At 72.6% G+C, this 19,515-nt stretch carries 16 protein-coding genes; 2 read left to right on the top strand and 14 right to left on the bottom strand.

Annotated elements, in window-relative coordinates:
- Positions 1-20: 20 nt before the first annotated feature.
- The 9 genes from U5640_RS30335 to hrcA form a co-directional block, all read right to left on the bottom strand.
- A complete protein-coding gene (locus U5640_RS30335) occupies positions 21-953 on the bottom strand; it encodes a ribonuclease Z (protein WP_340379630.1) in 933 nt (310 codons plus the stop codon).
- Positions 954-959: 6 nt separating this feature from the next.
- Positions 960-1,313, bottom strand: a complete 354-nt coding sequence (locus U5640_RS30330) for a histidine triad nucleotide-binding protein (RefSeq protein ID WP_340379628.1) — start codon at positions 1,311-1,313, stop codon at positions 960-962.
- Between the two features lie 119 nt (positions 1,314-1,432).
- Positions 1,433-4,636 carry a S41 family peptidase gene (locus tag U5640_RS30325; RefSeq protein ID WP_340379626.1) on the bottom strand — a complete coding sequence of 1,068 codons (3,204 nt, stop codon included), beginning with the start codon at positions 4,634-4,636 and terminating at the stop codon, positions 1,433-1,435.
- Between the two features lie 45 nt (positions 4,637-4,681).
- Complete coding sequence (locus tag U5640_RS30320) at positions 4,682-5,188, bottom strand: hypothetical protein (protein ID WP_340379624.1); 507 nt, start codon at positions 5,186-5,188, stop codon at positions 4,682-4,684.
- A gap of 64 nt (positions 5,189-5,252) precedes the next feature.
- The gene (locus U5640_RS30315; RefSeq protein ID WP_340379623.1) at positions 5,253-5,645 is read right to left on the bottom strand and encodes a VOC family protein; all 393 of its coding nucleotides are present in this window, start codon (positions 5,643-5,645) and stop codon (positions 5,253-5,255) included.
- A gap of 13 nt (positions 5,646-5,658) precedes the next feature.
- A complete protein-coding gene (locus U5640_RS30310) occupies positions 5,659-6,396 on the bottom strand; it encodes a 16S rRNA (uracil(1498)-N(3))-methyltransferase (protein ID WP_340379621.1) in 738 nt (245 codons plus the stop codon).
- The gene (locus tag U5640_RS30305; protein ID WP_340379619.1) at positions 6,393-7,466 is read right to left on the bottom strand and encodes a nitronate monooxygenase; all 1,074 of its coding nucleotides are present in this window, start codon (positions 7,464-7,466) and stop codon (positions 6,393-6,395) included. Before U5640_RS30305 ends, U5640_RS30310 begins: the two co-directional genes overlap by 4 nt.
- Before the next feature lie 67 nt (positions 7,467-7,533).
- On the bottom strand, positions 7,534-8,670 hold the full coding sequence (gene dnaJ, locus U5640_RS30300; RefSeq protein WP_340379617.1) for a molecular chaperone DnaJ: 1,137 nt from the start codon (positions 8,668-8,670) through the stop codon (positions 7,534-7,536).
- Positions 8,671-9,687 (bottom strand): heat-inducible transcriptional repressor HrcA, encoded by a 1,017-nt coding sequence (hrcA, locus tag U5640_RS30295; RefSeq protein ID WP_340379615.1) that lies wholly within the window; start codon positions 9,685-9,687, stop codon positions 8,671-8,673.
- Between the two features lie 159 nt (positions 9,688-9,846).
- On the opposite strand from hrcA, the gene U5640_RS30290 reads away from it, so the two are divergent.
- Together U5640_RS30290 and U5640_RS30285 are read left to right on the top strand one after the other, a co-directional pair.
- Entirely contained in the window at positions 9,847-10,563 is a 717-nt protein-coding gene (locus tag U5640_RS30290) for an MBL fold metallo-hydrolase (RefSeq protein WP_340379613.1), read from the top strand.
- Positions 10,564-10,605: 42 nt separating this feature from the next.
- Positions 10,606-11,418 carry a DUF3097 domain-containing protein gene (locus U5640_RS30285; protein ID WP_340379611.1) on the top strand — a complete coding sequence of 271 codons (813 nt, stop codon included), beginning with the start codon at positions 10,606-10,608 and terminating at the stop codon, positions 11,416-11,418.
- On the opposite strand, the gene U5640_RS30280 is transcribed toward U5640_RS30285, so the two are convergent.
- The 5 genes from U5640_RS30280 to lepA all read right to left on the bottom strand — a co-directional run bounded on the left by U5640_RS30280 (position 11,396) and on the right by lepA (position 19,452).
- Positions 11,396-11,974 carry a Uma2 family endonuclease gene (locus tag U5640_RS30280; protein ID WP_340379610.1) on the bottom strand — a complete coding sequence of 193 codons (579 nt, stop codon included), beginning with the start codon at positions 11,972-11,974 and terminating at the stop codon, positions 11,396-11,398. The genes U5640_RS30285 and U5640_RS30280 overlap by 23 nt on opposite strands.
- 100 nt (positions 11,975-12,074) lie before the next feature.
- Entirely contained in the window at positions 12,075-13,307 is a 1,233-nt protein-coding gene (gene hemW, locus U5640_RS30275) for a radical SAM family heme chaperone HemW (protein WP_340379609.1), read from the bottom strand.
- 40 nt (positions 13,308-13,347) lie between these two features.
- The gene (locus U5640_RS30270; RefSeq protein ID WP_340379608.1) at positions 13,348-15,264 is read right to left on the bottom strand and encodes a SpoIIE family protein phosphatase; all 1,917 of its coding nucleotides are present in this window, start codon (positions 15,262-15,264) and stop codon (positions 13,348-13,350) included.
- A gap of 241 nt (positions 15,265-15,505) precedes the next feature.
- A complete protein-coding gene (locus U5640_RS30265) occupies positions 15,506-17,383 on the bottom strand; it encodes an AMP-binding protein (protein WP_340379607.1) in 1,878 nt (625 codons plus the stop codon).
- Between the two features lie 200 nt (positions 17,384-17,583).
- A complete protein-coding gene (lepA, locus tag U5640_RS30260) occupies positions 17,584-19,452 on the bottom strand; it encodes a translation elongation factor 4 (RefSeq protein WP_340379606.1) in 1,869 nt (622 codons plus the stop codon).
- Between the last annotated feature and the right edge of the window lie 63 nt (positions 19,453-19,515).

Below are 19,515 nucleotides of genomic sequence, written 5' to 3'. Positions count from 1 at the left end.
CAAAGCATCGTACGGCCGCTTTACCGCCGTTTCGGTAGCGGCACCCGCAGCAGGTCGTGCGCCACGGTCAGCTCGCCCGCGAAGCCCGCGGCCCGTGCCTGCCGTTCGAACTCTCCCCCGGACTCCGTCCGGGAGGTGCCCCCGGGTGCCGTGTAGCGCTGGCTGAAGTGGGTGAGCACCAGATGCCGTACGCCGGCCTCCACCGCGACCCTGGCGGCCTGGCCGGCGGTCAGATGGCCGTGGTCGACGGCGAGCCGCTCGTCCTCGTCGAGGAAGGTCGACTCGATGACGAGCATGTCGGCGCCCTCCGCGAGCGCGTGGACGCCGTCGCACAGCCGGGTGTCCATGACGAACGCGAACCGCTGTCCGCGCCGGATCTCGCTGACGTCGTCGAGCGTCACCCCGCCGACCGAGCCCTCCCGCTGGAGGCGGCCCACGTCCGGCCCCTTGAGGCCGTGCGCGGCGAGGCGGTCGGGGAGCATCCGGCGGCCGTCGGGTTCGGTGAGCCGGTAGCCGTAGGACTCGACGGGGTGCGAGAGCCTGCGGGCGTCGAGGGTGTAGGAGGGCCGGGCGTCGAGGACCCCGTCCGCGCTCACCGGGACCTGCGTCAGGGCGACGGTCTCGCGGTAGGCGGTGGCGTACCGGAGGCGGTCGAAGAAGCGCTCGCCGGAGAGCGGGTAGTGGACGGTGACCTCGTGCGGGACCTGGTCGAGGTTGATGCGCTGGATGACCCCGGCCAGACCGAGCGAGTGGTCCCCGTGGAAGTGCGTGACGCAGATCCGGTTCAGGTCGTGGGCGGCGACCCCGGCCCGCAGCATCTGGCGCTGGGTGCCCTCGCCGGGGTCGAACAGGATGCCCTCGCCGTCCCAGCGCAGCAGATAGCCGTTGTGATTGCGGTGCCGGGTGGGGACCTGGCTGGCGGTGCCGAGGACGACGAGTTCGCGTACGGACATGGCGGACTATCCGGGGGGCCACTGCAGGCCGCGGCCGCCGAGGACGTGCGCGTGGGCGTGCCAGACGGTCTGGCCGGCACCGCTGCCGGTGTTGAAGACGATGCGGTAGCTCTCGAGCTTGTCCTCCTCGGCGACCGACTTGGCCTCGCGCAGGACGTCCGCGGCGACGGCCGGCTCGGCGGCGGCCAGTTCCGCGGCGTTCTCGTAGTGCGCCTTGGGGATCACCAGGACGTGGGTGGGCGCCTGCGGGTTGATGTCCCGGAAGGCGACGGTCGTCTCCGTCTCGCGGACGATCGTCGCCGGGATGTGGCCCTCGGCGATCTTGCAGAACAGGCAGTCGTCCTGCGGTTCCCCTGCCATTGCGGTCCCCTCGGGTTGAGCCGGTGATCGGGTGGCATCGTAGCGTTGCCGGGTGCGGGTGCCGTCGTGGGTGGGCGCGCCCCGCGGCGGAGCCGCATGTCGATGCAGCCCCGCGCCCCTTAACTTGGCAGACTTGGCGGCGTTTTCGCTGGGCGTTCCTCCAGTGCCTGCAAGGCGAGGCTTACCGCCTCGTCCAACTGGACGTCTCTGCCCGCCGCGTGGTCCTGCGGGGTGCAGATCACCTCCACGTCGGGGTCGACTCCGTGGTTCTCCACTCCCCAGCCGTAGCCTTCCAGCCAGATGGCGTACTTCGGCTGGGTGACGAGGGTGCCGTCGACCAGGTGGTAGCGGCTGTCGATGCCGATCGTGCCGCCCCAGGTGCGGGTGCCGACGACCGGGCCGATGCCGAGGGCCTTGATGGCGGCGTTGACGATGTCGCCGTCGGAGCCGGAGAACTCGTTGGCGACGGCGACCACGGGGCCGCGCGGGGCGTCCAGCGGGTAGGAGAACGGGCGGGCGTCGCGCGGTACGTCCCAGCCGACGATCCGGCGGGCGAGCTTCTCCACGACCAGCTGGGAGGTGTGGCCGCCGCGGTTCTCCCGGACGTCCACGACGAGGCCCTCGCGGGCCACCTCGACGCGCAGGTCGCGGTGGATCTGGGCCCAGCCGGGCGCCTGCATGTCGGGGACGTGGAGGTAGCCGAGGCGACCGCCGGAGACCTCGTGGACGTAGGCCCGCCGGTCGGCGACCCAGGCGTGGTAGCGCAGGGCCTCCTCGTCGTCGACGGGCACCACGACCGCGTGGCGCGGCTCGCCGCCGCCGGCCGGGGAGACGGTCAGTTCGACGACCTTGCCCGCCGTGCCGACGAGCAGCGGCGCGGGGCCCGTCACCGGGTCCACCGGGTGCCCGGCCACGGCGAGGATCGCGTCCCCGGCCCGCACCGCGACCCCGGGTGCGGCGAGCGGGGAGCGGGCGTCGGGGTCGGAGGTCTCCGAGGGCAGCACCCGGTCGATGCGCCAACTGCCGTCGGCGTGGCGGGAGATGTCGGCGCCCAGGAGCCCCTGGCGGGCGCCGCGGCCGTAGCCGCCGCGCGGGGAGACATAGGCGTGGGAGGTGCCGAGTTCGCCGTGCACCTCCCACAGCACGTCGACCAGGTCGTCGTGGGTGGCGACCCGGTCGAGGAGCGGCCGGTAGCGGTCCAGGACGGCGTCCCAGTCGAGCCCGCCCAGGTCGGCGAGCCAGAAGTTGTCCCGCATGATGCGGCCGGTCTCGTCGTACATCTGGCGCCACTCGGCGGCCGGGTCGACGGTCTGCCGGATGCGGCCGAGGTCGACGGTGACGTTGGTGTCGCTGTCCTCGTCGCCGGAGGCGCGCCGGTCGCTGGGGACGACCTTGAGCTTGCCGTCGGTGCGCAGCAGCAGCCGTTTGCCGTCGCCGCTGACCTCGAAGCCGTCGGCGTCGGCGGCGAGGTGTTCGATGCGCTGCTGGACGAGGTCGTAGCGCTCCAGCTCGGTGTGCGGGTCGGGGTCGTCCGGGGTGGCCCGGGAGGCGCCGAGCACCCCGCGCACCGGGTGCCGTAGCCACAGCACGCCGTCCTTGGCGGCGGCGAGGGAGGAGTAGCGGCCGGCCTCGACGGGGAAGGGCACTATCCGGTCGGCGAGGCCCTCCAGGTCGATGCGGGTGGCGGGGGTGCCCTCGCTGTCGGGGGTCTCGTCCTTGTCGGGCGCGTCGAAGGGCCGGCCGTGGCGCTGGGGGCCGAAGGGCGACGGGGTGGTCGCCGCGAGGGTGATCAGGTGCGGGCGGGCGCCGGCCGGGAAGGCGAGGTCGAAGACGTGCTCGTCGTAGACCGGGTCGAAGGCGCGGGTGGAGAGGAACGCGAGGTGCTTGCCGTCGAGTGTGAAGGCGGGCGCGTAGTCGCGGAAGCGCAGGGGGGTGGCCTCGGTGACCGAGAGGTCGGTGACGTTGGCGAGTTTGAGCTGGGCGAGCGGGGGCGGACCGGGGTGCGACCAGGCGAGCCAGCCGGAATCCGGGGAGAAGACCAGGTCGGAGACTTCACCGTCGGCGCTGCGGTCGACCTCGCGGACCTCGCCGCTGTCCCGTTCGACGAGGAGGAGCCGGCCGTCGTGCGCGGCGACGGCGGCCCGTGAGCCGTCGGGGGCCATCGCGAGCTCCAGGACCCGGCCGAGGCGTCCGGCGGCGAGCCGGCGCGGGGTGGTGCCGGGGACGGGTCCGGTGGCGGGCGCGAACTCCAGGGCGTCCTCGCCCTCGGCGTCCGTCACCCACACCACCCACTCCTCGCCCTCCGTGCGGAAGGTGCGCGGCAGCCGCGCCCGCACCCCGGGCTCGGCGGCGAGGGCGCGCGCGGGCCCGGCGCGGTGGGTCACCCAGTGCACGGCGCCGCGCACCTCGACGGCGCTGCCGCGCGCGGTGTGGTCCGGGGCGGCGCCGCCGAGCCAGCGGGCGGCGGCGACGGGGTGGGGGCGGCGGTCGGTGCGCTGTCCGCCGAGGCGGATGTCGAGGCGGCGGGGTTCGGCGCCGTCGAGGTCGTCGAGCAGCCACAGCTCACCGGCCGAGGCGTACGCGATCCGGGTGCCGTCGCCGCCGGCCTGGCGGGCGTAGAAGCCGTCGAGGGGGGTGTGGCGGCGCAGGTCGGAGCCGTCGGCGAGGGAGGAGTAGAGGGCGCCGGTGCCCTCGTGGTCGGAGAGGAACGCGATCCGGTCCCCCGCCCACACCGGGCATTCGAGGTTGCCGTCGAGTTCCTGGTGGAGCCGGACGAACTCGCCGTCGCCGTCCCGGTCGATCCAGAGCTTTCCGGCCGTACCGCCGCGGTAGCGCTTCCAGTAGGCGGCCTCGCGGCCCATCGGCGCGGACAGCAGCACGGTGTGCGGGCCGTACGCGACGGCGCCCACGGGGCCGTACGGCAGGGTGGTGGCCGGTCCGCCGTCGACCGGGACGGCGCGGGCCCAGCTGCGGCGCAGGGTGGCCTGGTCGTGGGTGCTGACGGCGAGGACGTGGCCGTCGGGGGTCCAGCCGCGCACCCGGGTCTGCCAACTCCCCCAGTACGTCAGGCGGGTGGCCGGTCCGCCGTCGACGGGCGCGAGGTGCACCTCGGGGGCGCCGTCGCGGGTGGAGGTCCAGGCGACGGTGGTGCCGTCGGGTGAGACGCGGGGTGACGACACGGGCATGTTGTCGGCGCTGACCCGCCAGGCGCGTCCCCCGTCCAGGGGGGCGAGCCACACGTCGTCCTCGGCGGCGAACGCCACCAACTCGCCGTGTGGATGCGGGTGTCGGAAGTATGCGGCAGGCGTCGCGGACTGGGTCACCGGATCACTGTATTCAGGGAGGGGTCCGCAGGTCAGGGGTTTCGATCACTTCTGTCCGCCCTGGGCGCCGACGGTCCGGGTGACGGTCACGGTGACCGTGACGGTCGGCCGTACGCCGGACGGTTCCCCGGGCCGGGCGGAACCGGACGGTCCGGCCGTGGTGGACGGGGCCTCGACCGGCGAGGGGGCGGCGGAGCCGCAGTCCCCGAGCCCGCTGACCCGGAACAGCTCCTTCTTCCCGACGGCCGCCCGCAGATCGCCCCGCACGCACTTCCCGTCGACGGCCCGTTCGACCTTGCCGGTGACCGTGAGGTCCTTGCCGTCCGCCGTCTCCCCGCGGCAGTCGACGGAGACGAGGTGGTCGTCCCGGGCGGCGGTGCAGGTCAGCCAGCGCACGTCCAGGTCCCGGCGCTCGATCTCGGCCGTGGCGGCCCGGTCGGTCGTGTACGCCACGGAGATGCCGCTCACGCCGCCGCCCGGCTCGCAGGCCACGGCGCCGCCCAGGGCGACCGGCACGAACACGAGAAGCCATGGCCGCCTCAATGCCCCCATGGACGGCAGCCTGCCACTTCGGCCCACGGCGCGGAAGTCCGGATGCGGCCAGGATCACCTCGCCCTAGGCGTGCAGCAGCAGCCACTCCTGAAGCTCCACCAGGTTGCCCTCGGGGTCCTTGAGGTGGGCGACGCGCATCCGGTCGGTCATGGGGGCGGGACCGTGGAGCAGGGTGGCGCCCCGGGAGGTGATCTGCGCGCAGTACGCGTCGAGGTCGTCGACGCGCAGCACCACCAGCGAGCGGTGTCCCGCCGCCGGGCCGTCGAGTTCGTCGAGGACCGCGGCCATCATGGCGCGGTCCTGGAGCGCGATCCCGGCGGAGCCGGTGCGCGGGCTGAACTTCTCGTACGGGCCCTCGGCCGCGCCGGACTGCGGGCTCAGGCCGAGGACGTCGTCGTAGAAGCGGTAGCAGGCGGCGAAGTCGGTGACGAGGAGCCGGATCTGGGCGAGTTCCACGGGTGCTCCCGGATCAGGACCAGCGGCCGGTGCGGCCGAGGAGGAGGGCGGCGGCGGCGGTGCCCGCGGTGGAGGTGCGCAGCACGGTGGGGCCGAGGACGTAGGGCCGGGCGCCGGCCTCGGCGAAGAGGGCCAGTTCCTCGGGGGAGACGCCGCCCTCGGGGCCGACGACGAGGACGATCTCGCCGTGGGCGGGGAGCGCGGCGGTGGCGAGCCGGTCCTCGCCGCTCTCGTGCAGGACGGCCGCGAAGTCGGCCCGCGCGAGCAGGGCGGCGACCTGCCGGGTGGCCGCCGCGTCGGCGACCTCGGGGAAGCGGACCCGGCGGGACTGCTTGCCGGCCTCGCGGGCGGTGGCCCGCCACTTGCCGAGTGCCTTCAGTCCCCGCTCGCCGCGCCACTGGGTGATGCAGCGGGACGCCTGCCAGGGCACGATCGCGTCGACGCCGACCTCGGTCATCGTCTCGACGGCGACCTCGCCGCGGTCGCCCTTGGGGAGGGCCTGGACGACGGTGATCCGGGGGGACGCCCCGGGTTCGTCCCGCACCGGCCCGAGGTCCAGGACCAGCCGGTCCTTGCCCTCGGCCGCCCGGACGACGCCCTCGGCCCAGCGGCCGTGCCCGTCGGTGAGGACGACGTCCTCGCCGGGCCGCAGCCGCTTCACGGAGACGGCGTGCCGCCCCTCGGGTCCGTCGAGCACGAACTGCGGCCCCGTGGCGTCGAGCCGGTCGACGACGAAGACGGGCGCGGTCATCGTGCGTGGCCCTCGGCCGAGGCGGCCCGCGCGGCCGCGACTTCCGCCACCAGGACCTCGATCAGCTCGGCGGCGGGCAGCTCGCGGGCCAGGCGGTGGCCCTGGCCCGCCCACAGGGCCATGCCCTGCGCGTCGCCCGCCTTGGCGGCGGCCTTGCGCAGCGGGGAGGTGAGGTGGTGGACCTCGGGGTAGGCGGCGGGGGCGTACGGGCCGTGCTCGCGCAGGAAGCGGTTGACCAGGCCGCGGGCCGGGCGGCCGGAGAAGGCCCGGGTCAGCTCGGTGCGGACGAACAGGGGGTCGGTGAGGGCGGCCTTGTGCACGGCCTGCGCCCCGGACTCGGGGGTGGCGAGGAACGCGGTGCCGAGCTGGGCGGCGCTCGCGCCGGCCGCGAGGACGGCGGCGATCTGGCTGCCGCGCATGATGCCGCCGGCGGCGACGATCGGCAGGCCGACGGCCTCGCGGACCTGGCCGAGCAGGGCGAGCAGGCCGAGGGCGGAGCCGTCGTTCTCGGGGATGTCCTTGTGGGTGCCCTGGTGGCCGCCGGCCTCCATGCCCTGGACGACGACCGCGTCCGCGCCGGCCTGCTCGACGGCGAGCGCCTCCTCGGCGGAGGTCACGGTGACGAGGGTGAAGGTCCCGGCCCGGCGCAGGGACTGCAGCGTGTCGGCGTGCGGGACGCCGAAGTGGAAGGAGACCACCGGCACGGGGTCGTCCAGCAGTACGGCGATCTTGGCGTCGTAGCCGTCGTCGCGGCCGCTGTCGGGGTCGCCCAGCTCGGTCCCGTACCAGGTGACCTCACCGGCCAGCTGTTCGGCGTAGAGCTGGACGGCACCGGTCTCGGCATAGTCGGGCTGGGGCATGAAGAGGTTGACGCCGAAGGGGCGGCCGGTCAGTCCGCGGAGCTGCTTGATCTCCTGGTACATGCCGTCGGCCGTCTTGTACCCGCCGGCGAGGAACCCGAGCCCGCCCGCCTCGGACACGGCGGCGGCGAGCTGTGGCACGGAGACGCCGCCCGCCATGGGGGCCTGCACGATCGGGTGGGGGAAGAGATCGGTCAGCTCGGAGGACATGACGGCATGTTGTCACGTCCTCCGAACAACACCGAATTCAGGCCTGGTGCTGCGGTGATCCAGCCGCTCAGCGCCCGTTGAAGGCGTCCTTCAGGCGCGAGAACAGTCCCTGCTGGCCGGGCTGGAACTGGCCCTGGGGCCGCTCCTCGCCCCGCAGTTTGGCCAGCTCGCGCAGCAGCCGCTCCTGCTCGGGGTCGAGCTTGGTGGGGGTCATGACCTCGACATGGACGATGAGGTCGCCCCGGCCGCCGCCGCGCAGATGCGTGACGCCCCGGCCGTGCAGCGGGATCGACTGGCCGGACTGGGTACCGGGCCGGATGTCGACCTCCTCCAGGCCGTCCAGCGTCTCCAGCGGCACCTTGGTGCCGAGGGCCGCCGCGGTCATCGGGATGGTGACCGTGCAGTGCAGGTCGTCGCCGCGCCGCTGGAAGGTGGAGTGCGGCAGCTCGTGGATCTCGACGTAGAGGTCGCCGGCGGGGCCGCCGCCGGGGCCGACCTCGCCCTCGCCCGCGAGCTGGATCCGGGTGCCGTTGTCGACACCGGCCGGGATCTTGACGGTGAGCGTGCGGCGGGAGCGCACCCGGCCGTCGCCCGCGCACTCCGGGCAGGGGGTCGGCACGATGGTGCCGAAGCCCTGGCACTGGGGGCAGGGGCGGGAGGTCATGACCTGGCCGAGGAAGGACCGGGTCACCTGGGAGACCTCGCCGCGGCCGCGGCACATGTCACACGTCTGGGCGCTGGTGCCGGGGGCGGCGCCCTCGCCGCTGCACGTGGAGCAGACGATCGCGGTGTCGACCTGGATGTCCTTGGTGGTGCCGAAGGCGGCCTCCTCGAGGTCCACCTCCAGCCGGATCATCGCGTCCTGGCCGCGCCGGGTCCTGGACCTCGGCCCCCGCTGGGACGCCGTACCGAAGAACGCGTCCATGATGTCGGAGAAGTTGCCGAAGCCACCGGCCCCGAAGCCGCCCGCGCCACCGCCGCCCGCCTGGGAGAGGGGGTCGCCGCCGAGGTCGTAGACCTGCTTCTTCTGCGGGTCCGAGAGCACCTCGTAGGCGGCGTTGATCTCCTTGAACCGCTCCTGGGTCTTCGGATCCGGGTTGACGTCCGGGTGCAGCTCGCGGGCGAGCCGACGGAACGCCTTCTTGATCTCATCCTGCGACGCGTCGCGGCGCACGCCGAGAACGGCGTAGTAGTCCGTGGCCACTTACGACTCCGCCAGGATCTGTCCGACGTACCGTGCCACCGCTCGTACCGCTCCCATCGTTCCCGGGTAATCCATGCGGGTCGGGCCGACCACGCCGAGTTTGGCGACTGCCTCGCCGCCCGAACCGTAGCCGACCGAGACCACGGACGTGGAGTTGAGTCCCTCATAGGCGTTCTCGTGACCGATGCGTACGGTCATGCCCGAATCCCCCGCCTCGCCCAGGAGTTTGAGAAGAACGACGTGTTCCTCCAGGGCCTCCAGGACGGGGCGGATGGTGAGAGGGAAGTCATGTCCGAAGCGGGTGAGATTGGCGGTGCCGCCGATCATCAGCCGCTCCTCGTTCTCCTCGACGAGGGTCTCCAGCAGGGTGGAGAGCACCGTCGAGACCGTGCCGCGGTCGTCCGCCTCGAAGGCCTCCGGCAGGTCCTCCACCAGACGCGGCACGTCGGTGAACCGGCGGCCCGCGATCCGGCTGTTGAGCCGCGCGCGTAGATCCGCCAGAGAGGCCTCCCCGAAGGGCGCCGGGCAGTCCACCATGCGCTGCTCGACCCGTCCGGTGTCCGTGATCAGCACGAGCATCAGCCGGGCCGGCGCGAGCGACAGCAACTCCACGTGCCGCACGGTGGACCGGGTCAGCGACGGGTACTGCACGACGGCGACCTGCCGGGTGAGCTGCGCGAGCAGCCGTACGGTGCGGGCCACCACGTCGTCGAGGTCGACGGCGCCGTCGAGGAAGTTCTGGATGGCGCGCCGCTCGGGCGCGGTCATCGGCTTGACGCCGGCCAGCTTGTCGACGAACAGCCGGTAGCCCTTGTCGGTGGGGATGCGCCCGGCGCTGGTGTGCGGCTGGGCGATGTATCCCTCGTCCTCCAGGGCGGCCATGTCGTTGCGCACGGTGGCCGGGGAGACACCGAGGTTGTGCCGCTCGGTGAGGGCCTTGGAGCCCACCGGCTCCTCGGTGCCGACGTAGTCCTGGACGATGGCGCGCAGCACCTGCAGCCTGCGTTCACTCAGCACCCGCGCACACCTCCCGTGGTCGTCCCCCAGTGCCCTGGGCGTCTGCACTGGCACTCTTCGCTCCCGAGTGCCAGACGTTCCCCGGCCAGTGTACGGCTGTGGGGTACACCGGGGGCAAGGTCGGCCGACGCCGGGACCACTTACCGTTAGCGTCCCGGTATGACGGTGACTTGGGAAGAGCTCGGGTGGGAGCGGATCGCGGCCGGGGTCGGGCGGGTGCGGCTGCCGGGCTGGGACTGCACGGCGGGGCTGGTCGTCGGGGCGGGCGCGGTGCTGATGGTGGACGCCGGATCGGGGCTGGCGGAGGGGGTGCGGTTGCGGACGCAGGCCGAGGAGCTGACCGGCGCGCGTGTGACCCATCTCGCGCTCACCCATCCGCATTTCGACCATGTGTTCGGCGCGGCGGCCTTCGCCGGTACGGAGGTGTACGGCGCGGTGGGCATGGACTCGGTCCCGGCGGAGGAGCTGCGGGCGGACGCGGTGCGCGAGGGGCTGGACGAGGCGACGGCGACCGATGCCGCGGACGCCCTGGTCCGGCCCCGGCACCTGGTCTCCGGGGAGCGGACCCTCGATCTGGGGACCGGCCGCCAGGTCCTGCTGGCCAACGTGGGCCCGGCGCACACCGCGCACGACCTGGCGGTCCTGGTCCCCGGCTCGCCGGAAGTGGTGTTCTGCGGCGACCTGGTGGAGGAGTCCGGGGAGCCCCAGGCGGGCCCCGACGCCGTCCCCTCCCACTGGCCGGCGGCCCTGGACCGCCTCCTCGCCCTCGGCGGGGAGGACGCGCTGTACGTGCCGGGTCACGGGGCGGTCGTGGACGCGGCCTTCGTACGGCGGCAGCGGGACGCCCTGGCGGCGCGCTTCGGCGTGTCGCGCTGAGCGGGGTGCGATCGGGCCGGGGCTTCTCCTATCGTCATCCGAATGCGCCAGTACTCGCCGGACCTGACCCCTCCTTGGAAGAAGCCGCAGCCCGTCCCCGAGGTCCCGGCGGAGCCCGGCCTGGTGGTGGAGGAGCCCGGCACCGGCTTCTGCGGCGCGGTGATCCGCTGCGAGGCGGGCACGGTGACCCTGGAGGACCGCTTCGGCAAGCACCGGGTGTTCCCGCTGGAGCCGCGGGGCTTCCTGCTGGAGGGCCGGGTCGTGACCCTCGTACGGCCTTCTTCCGGCCCCGTACGTCCCACCCGTACCGCGTCCGGCTCGGTCGCCGTCCCCGGCTCCCGTGCCCGGGTCGCCCGCGCCGGCCGCATCTACGTCGAGGGCCGGCACGACGCCGAGCTCGTCGAGAAGGTGTGGGGCGACGACCTGCGCGTCGAGGGCGTGGTGGTGGAGTACCTGGAGGGCGTGGACGACCTCCCGTCGATCGTCGAGGACTTCGCGCCGGGGCCCGACGCCCGCCTGGGCGTCCTGGTGGACCACCTGCTGCCGGGCACGAAGGAGTTCCGCATCGCCCGGTCGGTGACCAGCGAGCACGCCCTGGTGGTCGGCCACCCGTACATCGACGTCTGGGAGGCGGTGAAGCCGTCGTCCCTGGGCATCGCGGGCTGGCCGAAGGTCCCCCACGGCCAGGACTGGAAGACGGGGGTGTGCCGCGCGCTGGGCTGGCCGTCCGACAACACCGGGGCGGTGTGGCAGGCGATCCTCGCCCGCGTCCACTCCTACAAGGACCTGGAGCCGGCCCTGCTGGGCAGGGTGGAGGAACTGATCGACTTCGTCACGGGTAGCGGTGGGGCCTGACGTTGGGGAACGTTCCGAACTCGGCGGTGTCGAGTTCGAGCCCGAGTTCCTCCACTGGCAGTGGTGCCCCGAACTTGGTGACCTGCTGCCGCTGGTAGTCGGCGTCTTCTCCCTTCCCGACAGGCCTCGTCAGCAGGACACACTGGGCCATGATCGGATCCACGACGAGATAGACGGGCACGTCGCCGGCGGCATAGATCGACCGCTTGATCTCATAGTCTCGCTGGACGCTGGTCTTGGAGACGACCTCGACGACCATCGTGATCAGACGGCACGGCAACAGCCGTCCCGACGCGGGCATGACATCACGCTCGAGAACCACCAAGTCCGGTACTGGCTCACTGGCTTCATCGACGATGTCGACATCCTGGGTCTGCAGACGGGACCAGCGCTTCCTTGGGATCTGGTCCTGCACATCGGCAACGATCATGTTGTGCACCAGATCAGGGCTGGCCATCATCACGATTTCCCCCCGGAGAAGCTCGACCCTGACGCCCTCGGGAGGCTCGAGCTCCTCGAAGTACTTGGTCATCCCGCGCTCGTCCACAGCGGTCATCTCCGTGGCCCTCCACATCCGCCGCGTACTTTTGGCGGCAGCCTACGAACCAGGTTAGGGACCGAACCGCCGTACCGCACGGATTCACCCGCCGGAGTGCTCAGTCCACCAAGTCCCTGACCACCGCGTCCGCCAGCAGTCGCCCGCTCAGGGTGAGCACGGCGCGGCCGGTGTCGTACGGCCCCTGCTCCAGCAGCCCGTCCGCCAGGGCCCGGCGGGAAGCCCTGAGCCCCTCCTCCCGGAGCAGGTCCAGCGGCACCCCCTCCCGCAGCCGCAGCTCCAGCAGGATGCGTTCGACGCGGCGGTCCTCCTCCGAGAGGAGTTCGCGGCCGGCGCCCGGGGAGCGGCCGGCGGCGAGGGCCGTCGCGTAGGCGCCCGGATGCTTCACGTTCCACCAGCGCACGCCGCCCACGTGGGAGTGCGCCCCCGGTCCCGCGCCCCACCAGTCGGCGCCGCGCCAGTACAGCTCGTTGTGCAGACAGCGGGCCGCCGGCGAGGTGGCCCAGTTGGAGACCTCGTACCAGTCGTAGCCCGCGGCCGACATCACCTCGTCCGCGATCAGATAGCGGTCCGCGTGGACGTCGTCGTCGGTCATCGGGACCTCCCCGCGCCGGATGCGCCGGGCGAGCCGGGTGCCCTCCTCGACGATCAGGGCGTACGCGGAGACGTGGTCGGGCCCGGCGCCGAGCGCGGCCTCCAGGGACGCCCGCCAGTCGTCGTCGGACTCGCCGGGGGTGCCGTAGATCAGGTCGAGGTTGACGTGCTCGAAGCCGGCCGCGCGGGCCTCCGCGACGCATGCCTCGGGGCGGCCGGGGGTGTGGGTGCGGTCGAGGACCTTCAGGACGTGCTGCCGGGCGCTCTGCATGCCGAAGGAGATCCGGTTGAAGCCGCCCGCGCGCAGGGTGGCCAGATACGCCGGGTCGACGGACTCCGGGTTCGCCTCCGTCGTCACCTCCGCGTCCGCCGCCAGGCCGAACTCGTCACGGATCGCGCCCAGCATCCGTACGAGATCGCCGGCCGCCAGGAGCGTGGGGGTGCCGCCGCCGACGAAGACCGTGCGGACCTCGCGCGGGTCGTCGCCGAGGACCTTGCGGGCCAGCCGGATCTCGTCGATCAGGGTGTCGGCGTAGTTGTCGCGGGAGGCGAGGACGCCTCCGGTGCCGCGCAGCTCGGTGGCGGTGTAGGTGTTGAAGTCGCAGTACCCGCAGCGGGTCGCGCAGTAGGGGACGTGCAGATAGAACCCGAGGGGGCGGTCGGCGGCGCCGGTGAGCGCGTGCGCCGGGAGCGCGCCGTCGTCGGGGACGGGCTCACCGTCGGGGAGTGCGGAAGGCATGCCCTCCATTGTCCCGTACGACCGTCCCGTACGACGACGCTCACTCCGCCTGGAGCACCAGCAGCGCCAGATCGTCCTCCGGGGGCCGCTCGCCGAACTCGTGGACGAGCCGGTGGATGCGCTCGGCGATCAGCTCGGCGTCCAGGCCCATGCAGCCGGCGAGCGCGACGGCCAGCCCGTCGCCGTCGTCGAACTGGCGGATGCCCGAGCGGCGCTCGGTGACCCCGTCGGTCACGCAGAGCAGACTGTCGCCGTGCCGCAGTTCCAGCACGTCGCTGGTGTACGTCACGTCCTCGATGACCCCGAGGAGGGTCTGGGGGCGCGCGGCCGTGGCGACGGAGCCGTCCGGGCCGAGGAGCAGGGGCAGCGGGTGCCCGGCGGAGGCCAGGGTGCAGCGGACGCCGCCCTCGAAGGGCGCCAGCTCGCCGTAGAGGAGCGACAGGAACCGGGTCTGCGGGCCCTCGCCAGGGCCGGTGGGGCCGACGAAGGCACGGGCGGCGGCGTCGGCGGCCTCGGTGGCGTCGTCGAGGAGGAGCTGGTTGAGACGGTCCAGGACGTCGGGGACGCCGTACCCCTCGCGGGCCAGCAGCCGCAGCCAGGGGCGGGCGAGGCCGATGACGACGGCCGCCTCCGGGCCCTTGCCCTGGACGTCGCCGATGGCGAAGCACCAGCGGCCGTCGCCCGCCGGGAACAGGTCGTAGAAGTCGCCGCTCGGGCCGCCCCGCTCACGCGGCTCGTGGACGAGGGCGCTGCGCACCCCGGGGATCTCGGCGACGGCGCCGGGCAGCAGCCCGCGCTGGAGGACGGCGCTGATGGTGGCCTGGCGGGCGTACTGGCGGGCCGCGCCGATCGCCAGCGCCACCCGGCGGCCCAGGTCCTCGACGAGCCCGGTGACCTCGTCGGCGAAGGCGCCGGGTCCGGACCGTCCGATGACCAGGGTGCCGAGCGGGCGGCCGCCGGCGATCAGCCGGTAGGCGAGGGCGGCGCCGCACGGGCCGAGCGCCGCGCCGGGCCAGGGAAAGGGCTCGGGCCCCGACCGGGGCGGCTCGGCGGGACGCGGCGGTTCCTTCTCCAGGGCCCGGCGCAGCTCCTCGATACGGCCCTCGTCGCCGTGCCAGACCCGGGCCAGCCGCGGCCCGGGGCCTCCGGCCCACTCGCCCCAGCCTCCGCCGTGTCCGCTGACCTCGTCCTCCAGCCAGACCCCGCACCAGTCGGCCAGCCGGGGCACCAGGAGCTGGCTGGTGAGCGCGGCGACGAGATCCTCGTCGAGCTGCCCGGCGAGCAGGTCGGAGGCCTCGGCGAGGAAGGACAGGGCGCCCCGGTTCAGCCAGTCCCCGCCGCGGCAGGAGGGCTGCGGTTCGGGGGCGAGGGCTTCCAGGAGGGGGTCGAGGGGCGCGACGGGCGAGGCGCCGTACGTCTCGTCGGTGGTGTCGTACGTCCCGTCGGCGTCGTAGGGCTCGGGGGCCCGGGGCAGCAGCCGCGCCCACACCGTCTTCGCGGCCCTGCGGTACGTCACTCCCCAGGCGTCGGCGAGCGCGGCGACCAGCCGCAGGCCGCGGCCGTACTCCGGCGTCTCGTGCGGTGTCTCGTACGGCGGCGTCCCGGGCGGGTGGTCGCGCGGGGCGCGGGAGGGGTGGTGGTCGTCGACCTCCACGACGACCGCGTGTCCGTGCCCGGGATCGTTTTCCAGCCGGCACAGCAGGTCCACGTCGGTGCCGGCGTGCACGACGGCGTTGGTGACGAGCTCGCTGACGACGAGGGTCACGTCCTCCACGAGGCGTTCGGGAAGGTCCCCCCACTCCGTGAACGCGGCCCGCACCAGAGCGCGTGCGGCGCCGGGGGCGTGCGGGCCGCCGGCCAGGGTGGCGCGGGCGACCGGGGGCGCGTGCGGGGTCGCGGGCGACGGCGCGCCGATGCCGGGGAAGACGGTCTCCCGCTGGGTCGGAATGGCCCCCATGCGCAGCTCCCCGGGCAGTTCGGATGCCCTCAGAGTGACAGACGGATCCCAGCCAAATGCGGTGAGTGACCGAAGGGGATCGAGCGGGGAGGGATTACTGCTTCACCTGCGTACGTACGTGATCGATGAGGGACGAACAAGGGGCGCTTTTCGAGCGATGCGACCGAGGTACCACCAGGAGCGCGGGGAACCGCGGGCGACCACCACCCCACCCGCGGCCGCCCGCGCACCCCGAACCGCCCTACGCCTCCCGCGTACCGGTGTACATCTCCTCGATCAGGTGCCGGTACTCACGCTCCACCACCGGCCGCTTCAGCTTGAGACTCGGCGTGATCTCGCCGTGCTCGACATCGAGGTCCCGCGGCAGCAGCCGGAACTTCTTGATCGTCTGCCACCTCTGGAGCCCGGCGTTGAGCTCGGCGACATGGCCCTCGATGAGCGCGACCGTCTCGGGCGCGGCGACGACCTCGGCGTACGACTTGCCCGCCAGGCCGTTCTCCTTGGCCCAGTCGAGGATGGACGCCTCGTCCAGCGCGATCAGCGCGGTGCAGAAGTTCCGGTCGGCGCCGTGCACGAGAATGTTGGAGACGTACGGGCACACCGACTTGAACTGGCCCTCGACCTCGGTGGGCGCGATGTACTTGCCGCCGGATGTCTTGAACAGGTCCTTCTTGCGGTCGGTGATCCGCAGATAGCCGTCGGGCGACAGCTCGCCGATGTCACCGGTGTGGAACCAGCCGTCGGCCTCCAGCACCTCGGCGGTCTTGTCGGGCTGCCCGTGGTAGCCCTCCATGATCCCGGGGCCGCGCAGCAGGATCTCGCCGTCCTCGGCGATCCGCACCTCCGTACCGGGCAGCGGCTTGCCGACCGTGCCGGTGCGGTAGGCCTCGCCGGGGTTCACGAAGGAGGCCGCGGAGGACTCGGTGAGGCCGTAGCCCTCCAGGATGTGGATGCCGGCGCCGGAGAAGAAGAAGCCGATCTCCGGGGCGAGGGCCACGGAGCCGGAGATACAGGCGCGCAGCCGGCCGCCGAACGCCTCGCGGATCTTGGCGTACACCAGCGCGTCGGCGGCCCGGTGCCTGGCGGCGAGGCCGAAGGGGGCGCTCGCGGTGCCGGTGCGGCGGAAGTTGTCCTGGGTGACCTTGGCGTACTCGCGGGCGACCTCGGAGGCCCAGCGGAAGATCTTGTACTTGGCGGGGCCGCCGGCCCGGGCCTTGTTGGCGATGCCGTTGTAGACCTTCTCGAAGATCCGCGGGACGGCCGCCATGTAGGTCGGCCGGACCACCGGCAGGTTCTCGATGATCTTGTCGACGCGGCCGTCGACGGCGGTGACGTGCCCGACCTCGATCTGGCCGGAGGTGAGCACCTTGCCGAAGACGTGCGCGAGGGGCAGCCACAGGTACTGCACGTCCTCGGCGCTGATCAGCCCGGTCGCGGCGATCGCCTTGGCCATGTACGACCAGTTGTCGTGCGGCAGGCGCACGCCCTTGGGGCGGCCGGTGGTGCCGGAGGTGTAGATGAGGGTGGCGAGCTGGTCCTTGGTGATCGCGCCGACCCGCTCCTTGATCAGCTGGGGGTCCTTCTCCAGCCGGGCCGCGCCGCGCTTCTCCAGCTCGTCGAGGGTGAGGATCCAGTCCTCCGCGGTGTCGACACCGGCCGGGTCGAGGACGACCACATGGGTGAGGGCGGGCAGCTCGGCTCGCTTCTCGACGGCCTTGGCGACCTGCGCCGCGTCCTCGGCGACCAGCACCCGGCTCTCGGAGTCGGAGAGGATGTACGCCGATTCGTCGGCGTTGGTCTGCGGGTAGACGGTGGTCGTCGCGGCGCCGGCGCACATGATGCCGAGGTCGGCGAGGATCCACTCGATCCGGGTGGAGGAGGCGAGCGCGACGCGCTGCTCCGGCTGCACCCCCAGGTCGACGAGCCCGGCCGCGATGGCGTACACCCGTTCGGCGGCCTGCGCCCAGCTCAGCGACTTCCAGTCGTCGGGGCCCGTTCCGGACGCGGCGGGCACGGGGTGGCGGTAGGCCTCGGCGTCGGGCGTGGCGGCCACGCGCTCCAGGAAGAGGCCCGCCACGGACGGCGGACGGTTCTCGATCAGGGTCTGTGTGTCGCTCACGACATCCTCCGGGGCCCGCGACGGCGCGGCTGGCTCTTGCGGCTGTTGTTTAACTCGCGAGTAACTATCGAGCAGGGGATCAGGGTAAAGGGCGACCGCCCGGCACGTAAGGGGCCACGTACTGTCACTTTCTCCGTGCGGCGCACCACGGGCCCGCCGCGCGACAGCACGACGGGCCCGTGGTCCGGGCACCGGAGGGGCTACTTCTTGCCCTTGGCGGAGCCCGCGGCGTCGTCGCTGCTCAGCACGGCGATGAAGGCTTCCTGCGGAACCTCCACGGAACCCACCATCTTCATCCGCTTCTTGCCTTCCTTCTGCTTCTCCAGCAGCTTCCGCTTCCGGGAGATGTCACCGCCGTAGCACTTGGCGAGGACGTCCTTGCGGATGGCGCGGATGGTCTCGCGAGCGATGACCCGGGAGCCGATGGCGGCCTGGATCGGCACCTCGAAGGCCTGCCGCGGGATCAGCTCGCGCAGCTTGGCGACGAGCCGCACCCCGTAGGCGTACGCGGCGTCCTTGTGGGTGATCGCCGAGAAGGCGTCCACCTTGTCGCCGTGCAGCAGGATGTCGACCTTGACCAGGCTGGAGGTCTGCTCGCCGGTGGGCTCGTAGTCCAGCGAGGCGTAGCCGCGCGTCTTGGACTTCAGCTGGTCGAAGAAGTCGAACACGATCTCCGCGAGGGGGAGCGTGTAGCGGATCTCGACGCGGTCCTCGGAGAGGTAGTCCATGCCGAGCAGGGTGCCGCGCCGGGTCTGGCACAGCTCCATGATCGAGCCGATGAACTCGGTCGGCGCGAGGATGGTGGCGCGCACGACCGGCTCGTACACCTCGCTGATCTTCCCCTCGGGGAACTCGCTCGGGTTGGTGACGACGACCTCGGTGCGGTCCTCCATGACCACCCGGTAGACCACGTTCGGCGCGGTGGCGATCAGGTCGAGGCCGAACTCGCGCTCGAGGCGCTCGCGGATCACGTCGAGGTGGAGCAGGCCGAGGAAGCCGACGCGGAAGCCGAAGCCGAGCGCGGCGGAGGTCTCCGGCTCGTAGACCAGGGCGGCGTCGTTGAGCTGCAGCTTGTCGAGCGCCTCGCGCAGCTCCGGGTAGTCGGAGCCGTCCAGCGGGTACAGGCCCGAGAAGACCATCGGCTTGGGGTCCTTGTAACCGCCGAGGGCCTCGGTGGCGCCCTTGACCTGGCTGGTGACGGTGTCACCGACCTTGGACTGGCGGACGTCCTTCACGCCGGTGATCAGATAGCCCACCTCGCCGACGCCGAGGCCGTCGGCCGCCAGCATCTCGGGCGAGTTGGTGCCGATCTCCAGCAGCTCGTGGGTGGCGCCGGTCGACATCATCCTGATGCGCTCGCGCTTGTTGAGCTGGCCGTCGATGACACGGACGTACGTGACCACGCCCCGGTAGGAGTCGTAGACGGAGTCGAAGATCATCGCGCGGGCCGGGGCGTCCTTGACGCCGACCGGCGCCGGGATGTCCCGTACGGCCCGGTCGAGCAGCGCGTCGACACCCACACCGGTCTTGGCGGAGACCCGGAGCACGTCGTCGGGGTCGCAGCCGACCAGGTTGGCGAGCTCCTCGGCGAACTTCTCCGGCTGGGCCGCGGGAAGGTCGATCTTGTTGAGCACCGGGATGATCGTGAGGTCGTTCTCCATCGCCAGGTAGAGGTTGGCGAGGGTCTGGGCCTCGATGCCCTGGGCGGCGTCGACGAGGAGGATGGTCCCCTCACAGGCCGCGAGCGACCGCGAGACCTCGTAGGTGAAGTCGACGTGCCCGGGGGTGTCGATCATGTTGAGGATGTGCGTGTTGTTCTTGTCGTGGGTGGGAGCCCACGGCAGCCGCACCGCCTGGGACTTGATCGTGATGCCGCGCTCGCGCTCGATGTCCATCCGGTCGAGGTACTGAGCACGCATCTGCCGCTGCTCGACCACACCGGTCAGCTGGAGCATCCGGTCGGCGAGCGTGGACTTGCCGTGGTCGATGTGCGCGATGATGCAGAAGTTGCGGATCAGAGCCGGGTCGGTACGGCTCGGCTCGGGCACATTGTTAGGGGTCGCGGGCACGCAGGGTCCTGTCTCTTGAGGCGCCTTATGCCTCGGGTCGGATCGATACGTAGGCTCCATGGT

It is taken from the genome of Streptomyces sp. SS7, assembly GCF_037993025.1.
Taxonomy (GTDB): domain Bacteria; phylum Actinomycetota; class Actinomycetes; order Streptomycetales; family Streptomycetaceae; genus Streptomyces.
This window is presented reverse-complemented; position numbering and strand designations above follow the sequence as displayed.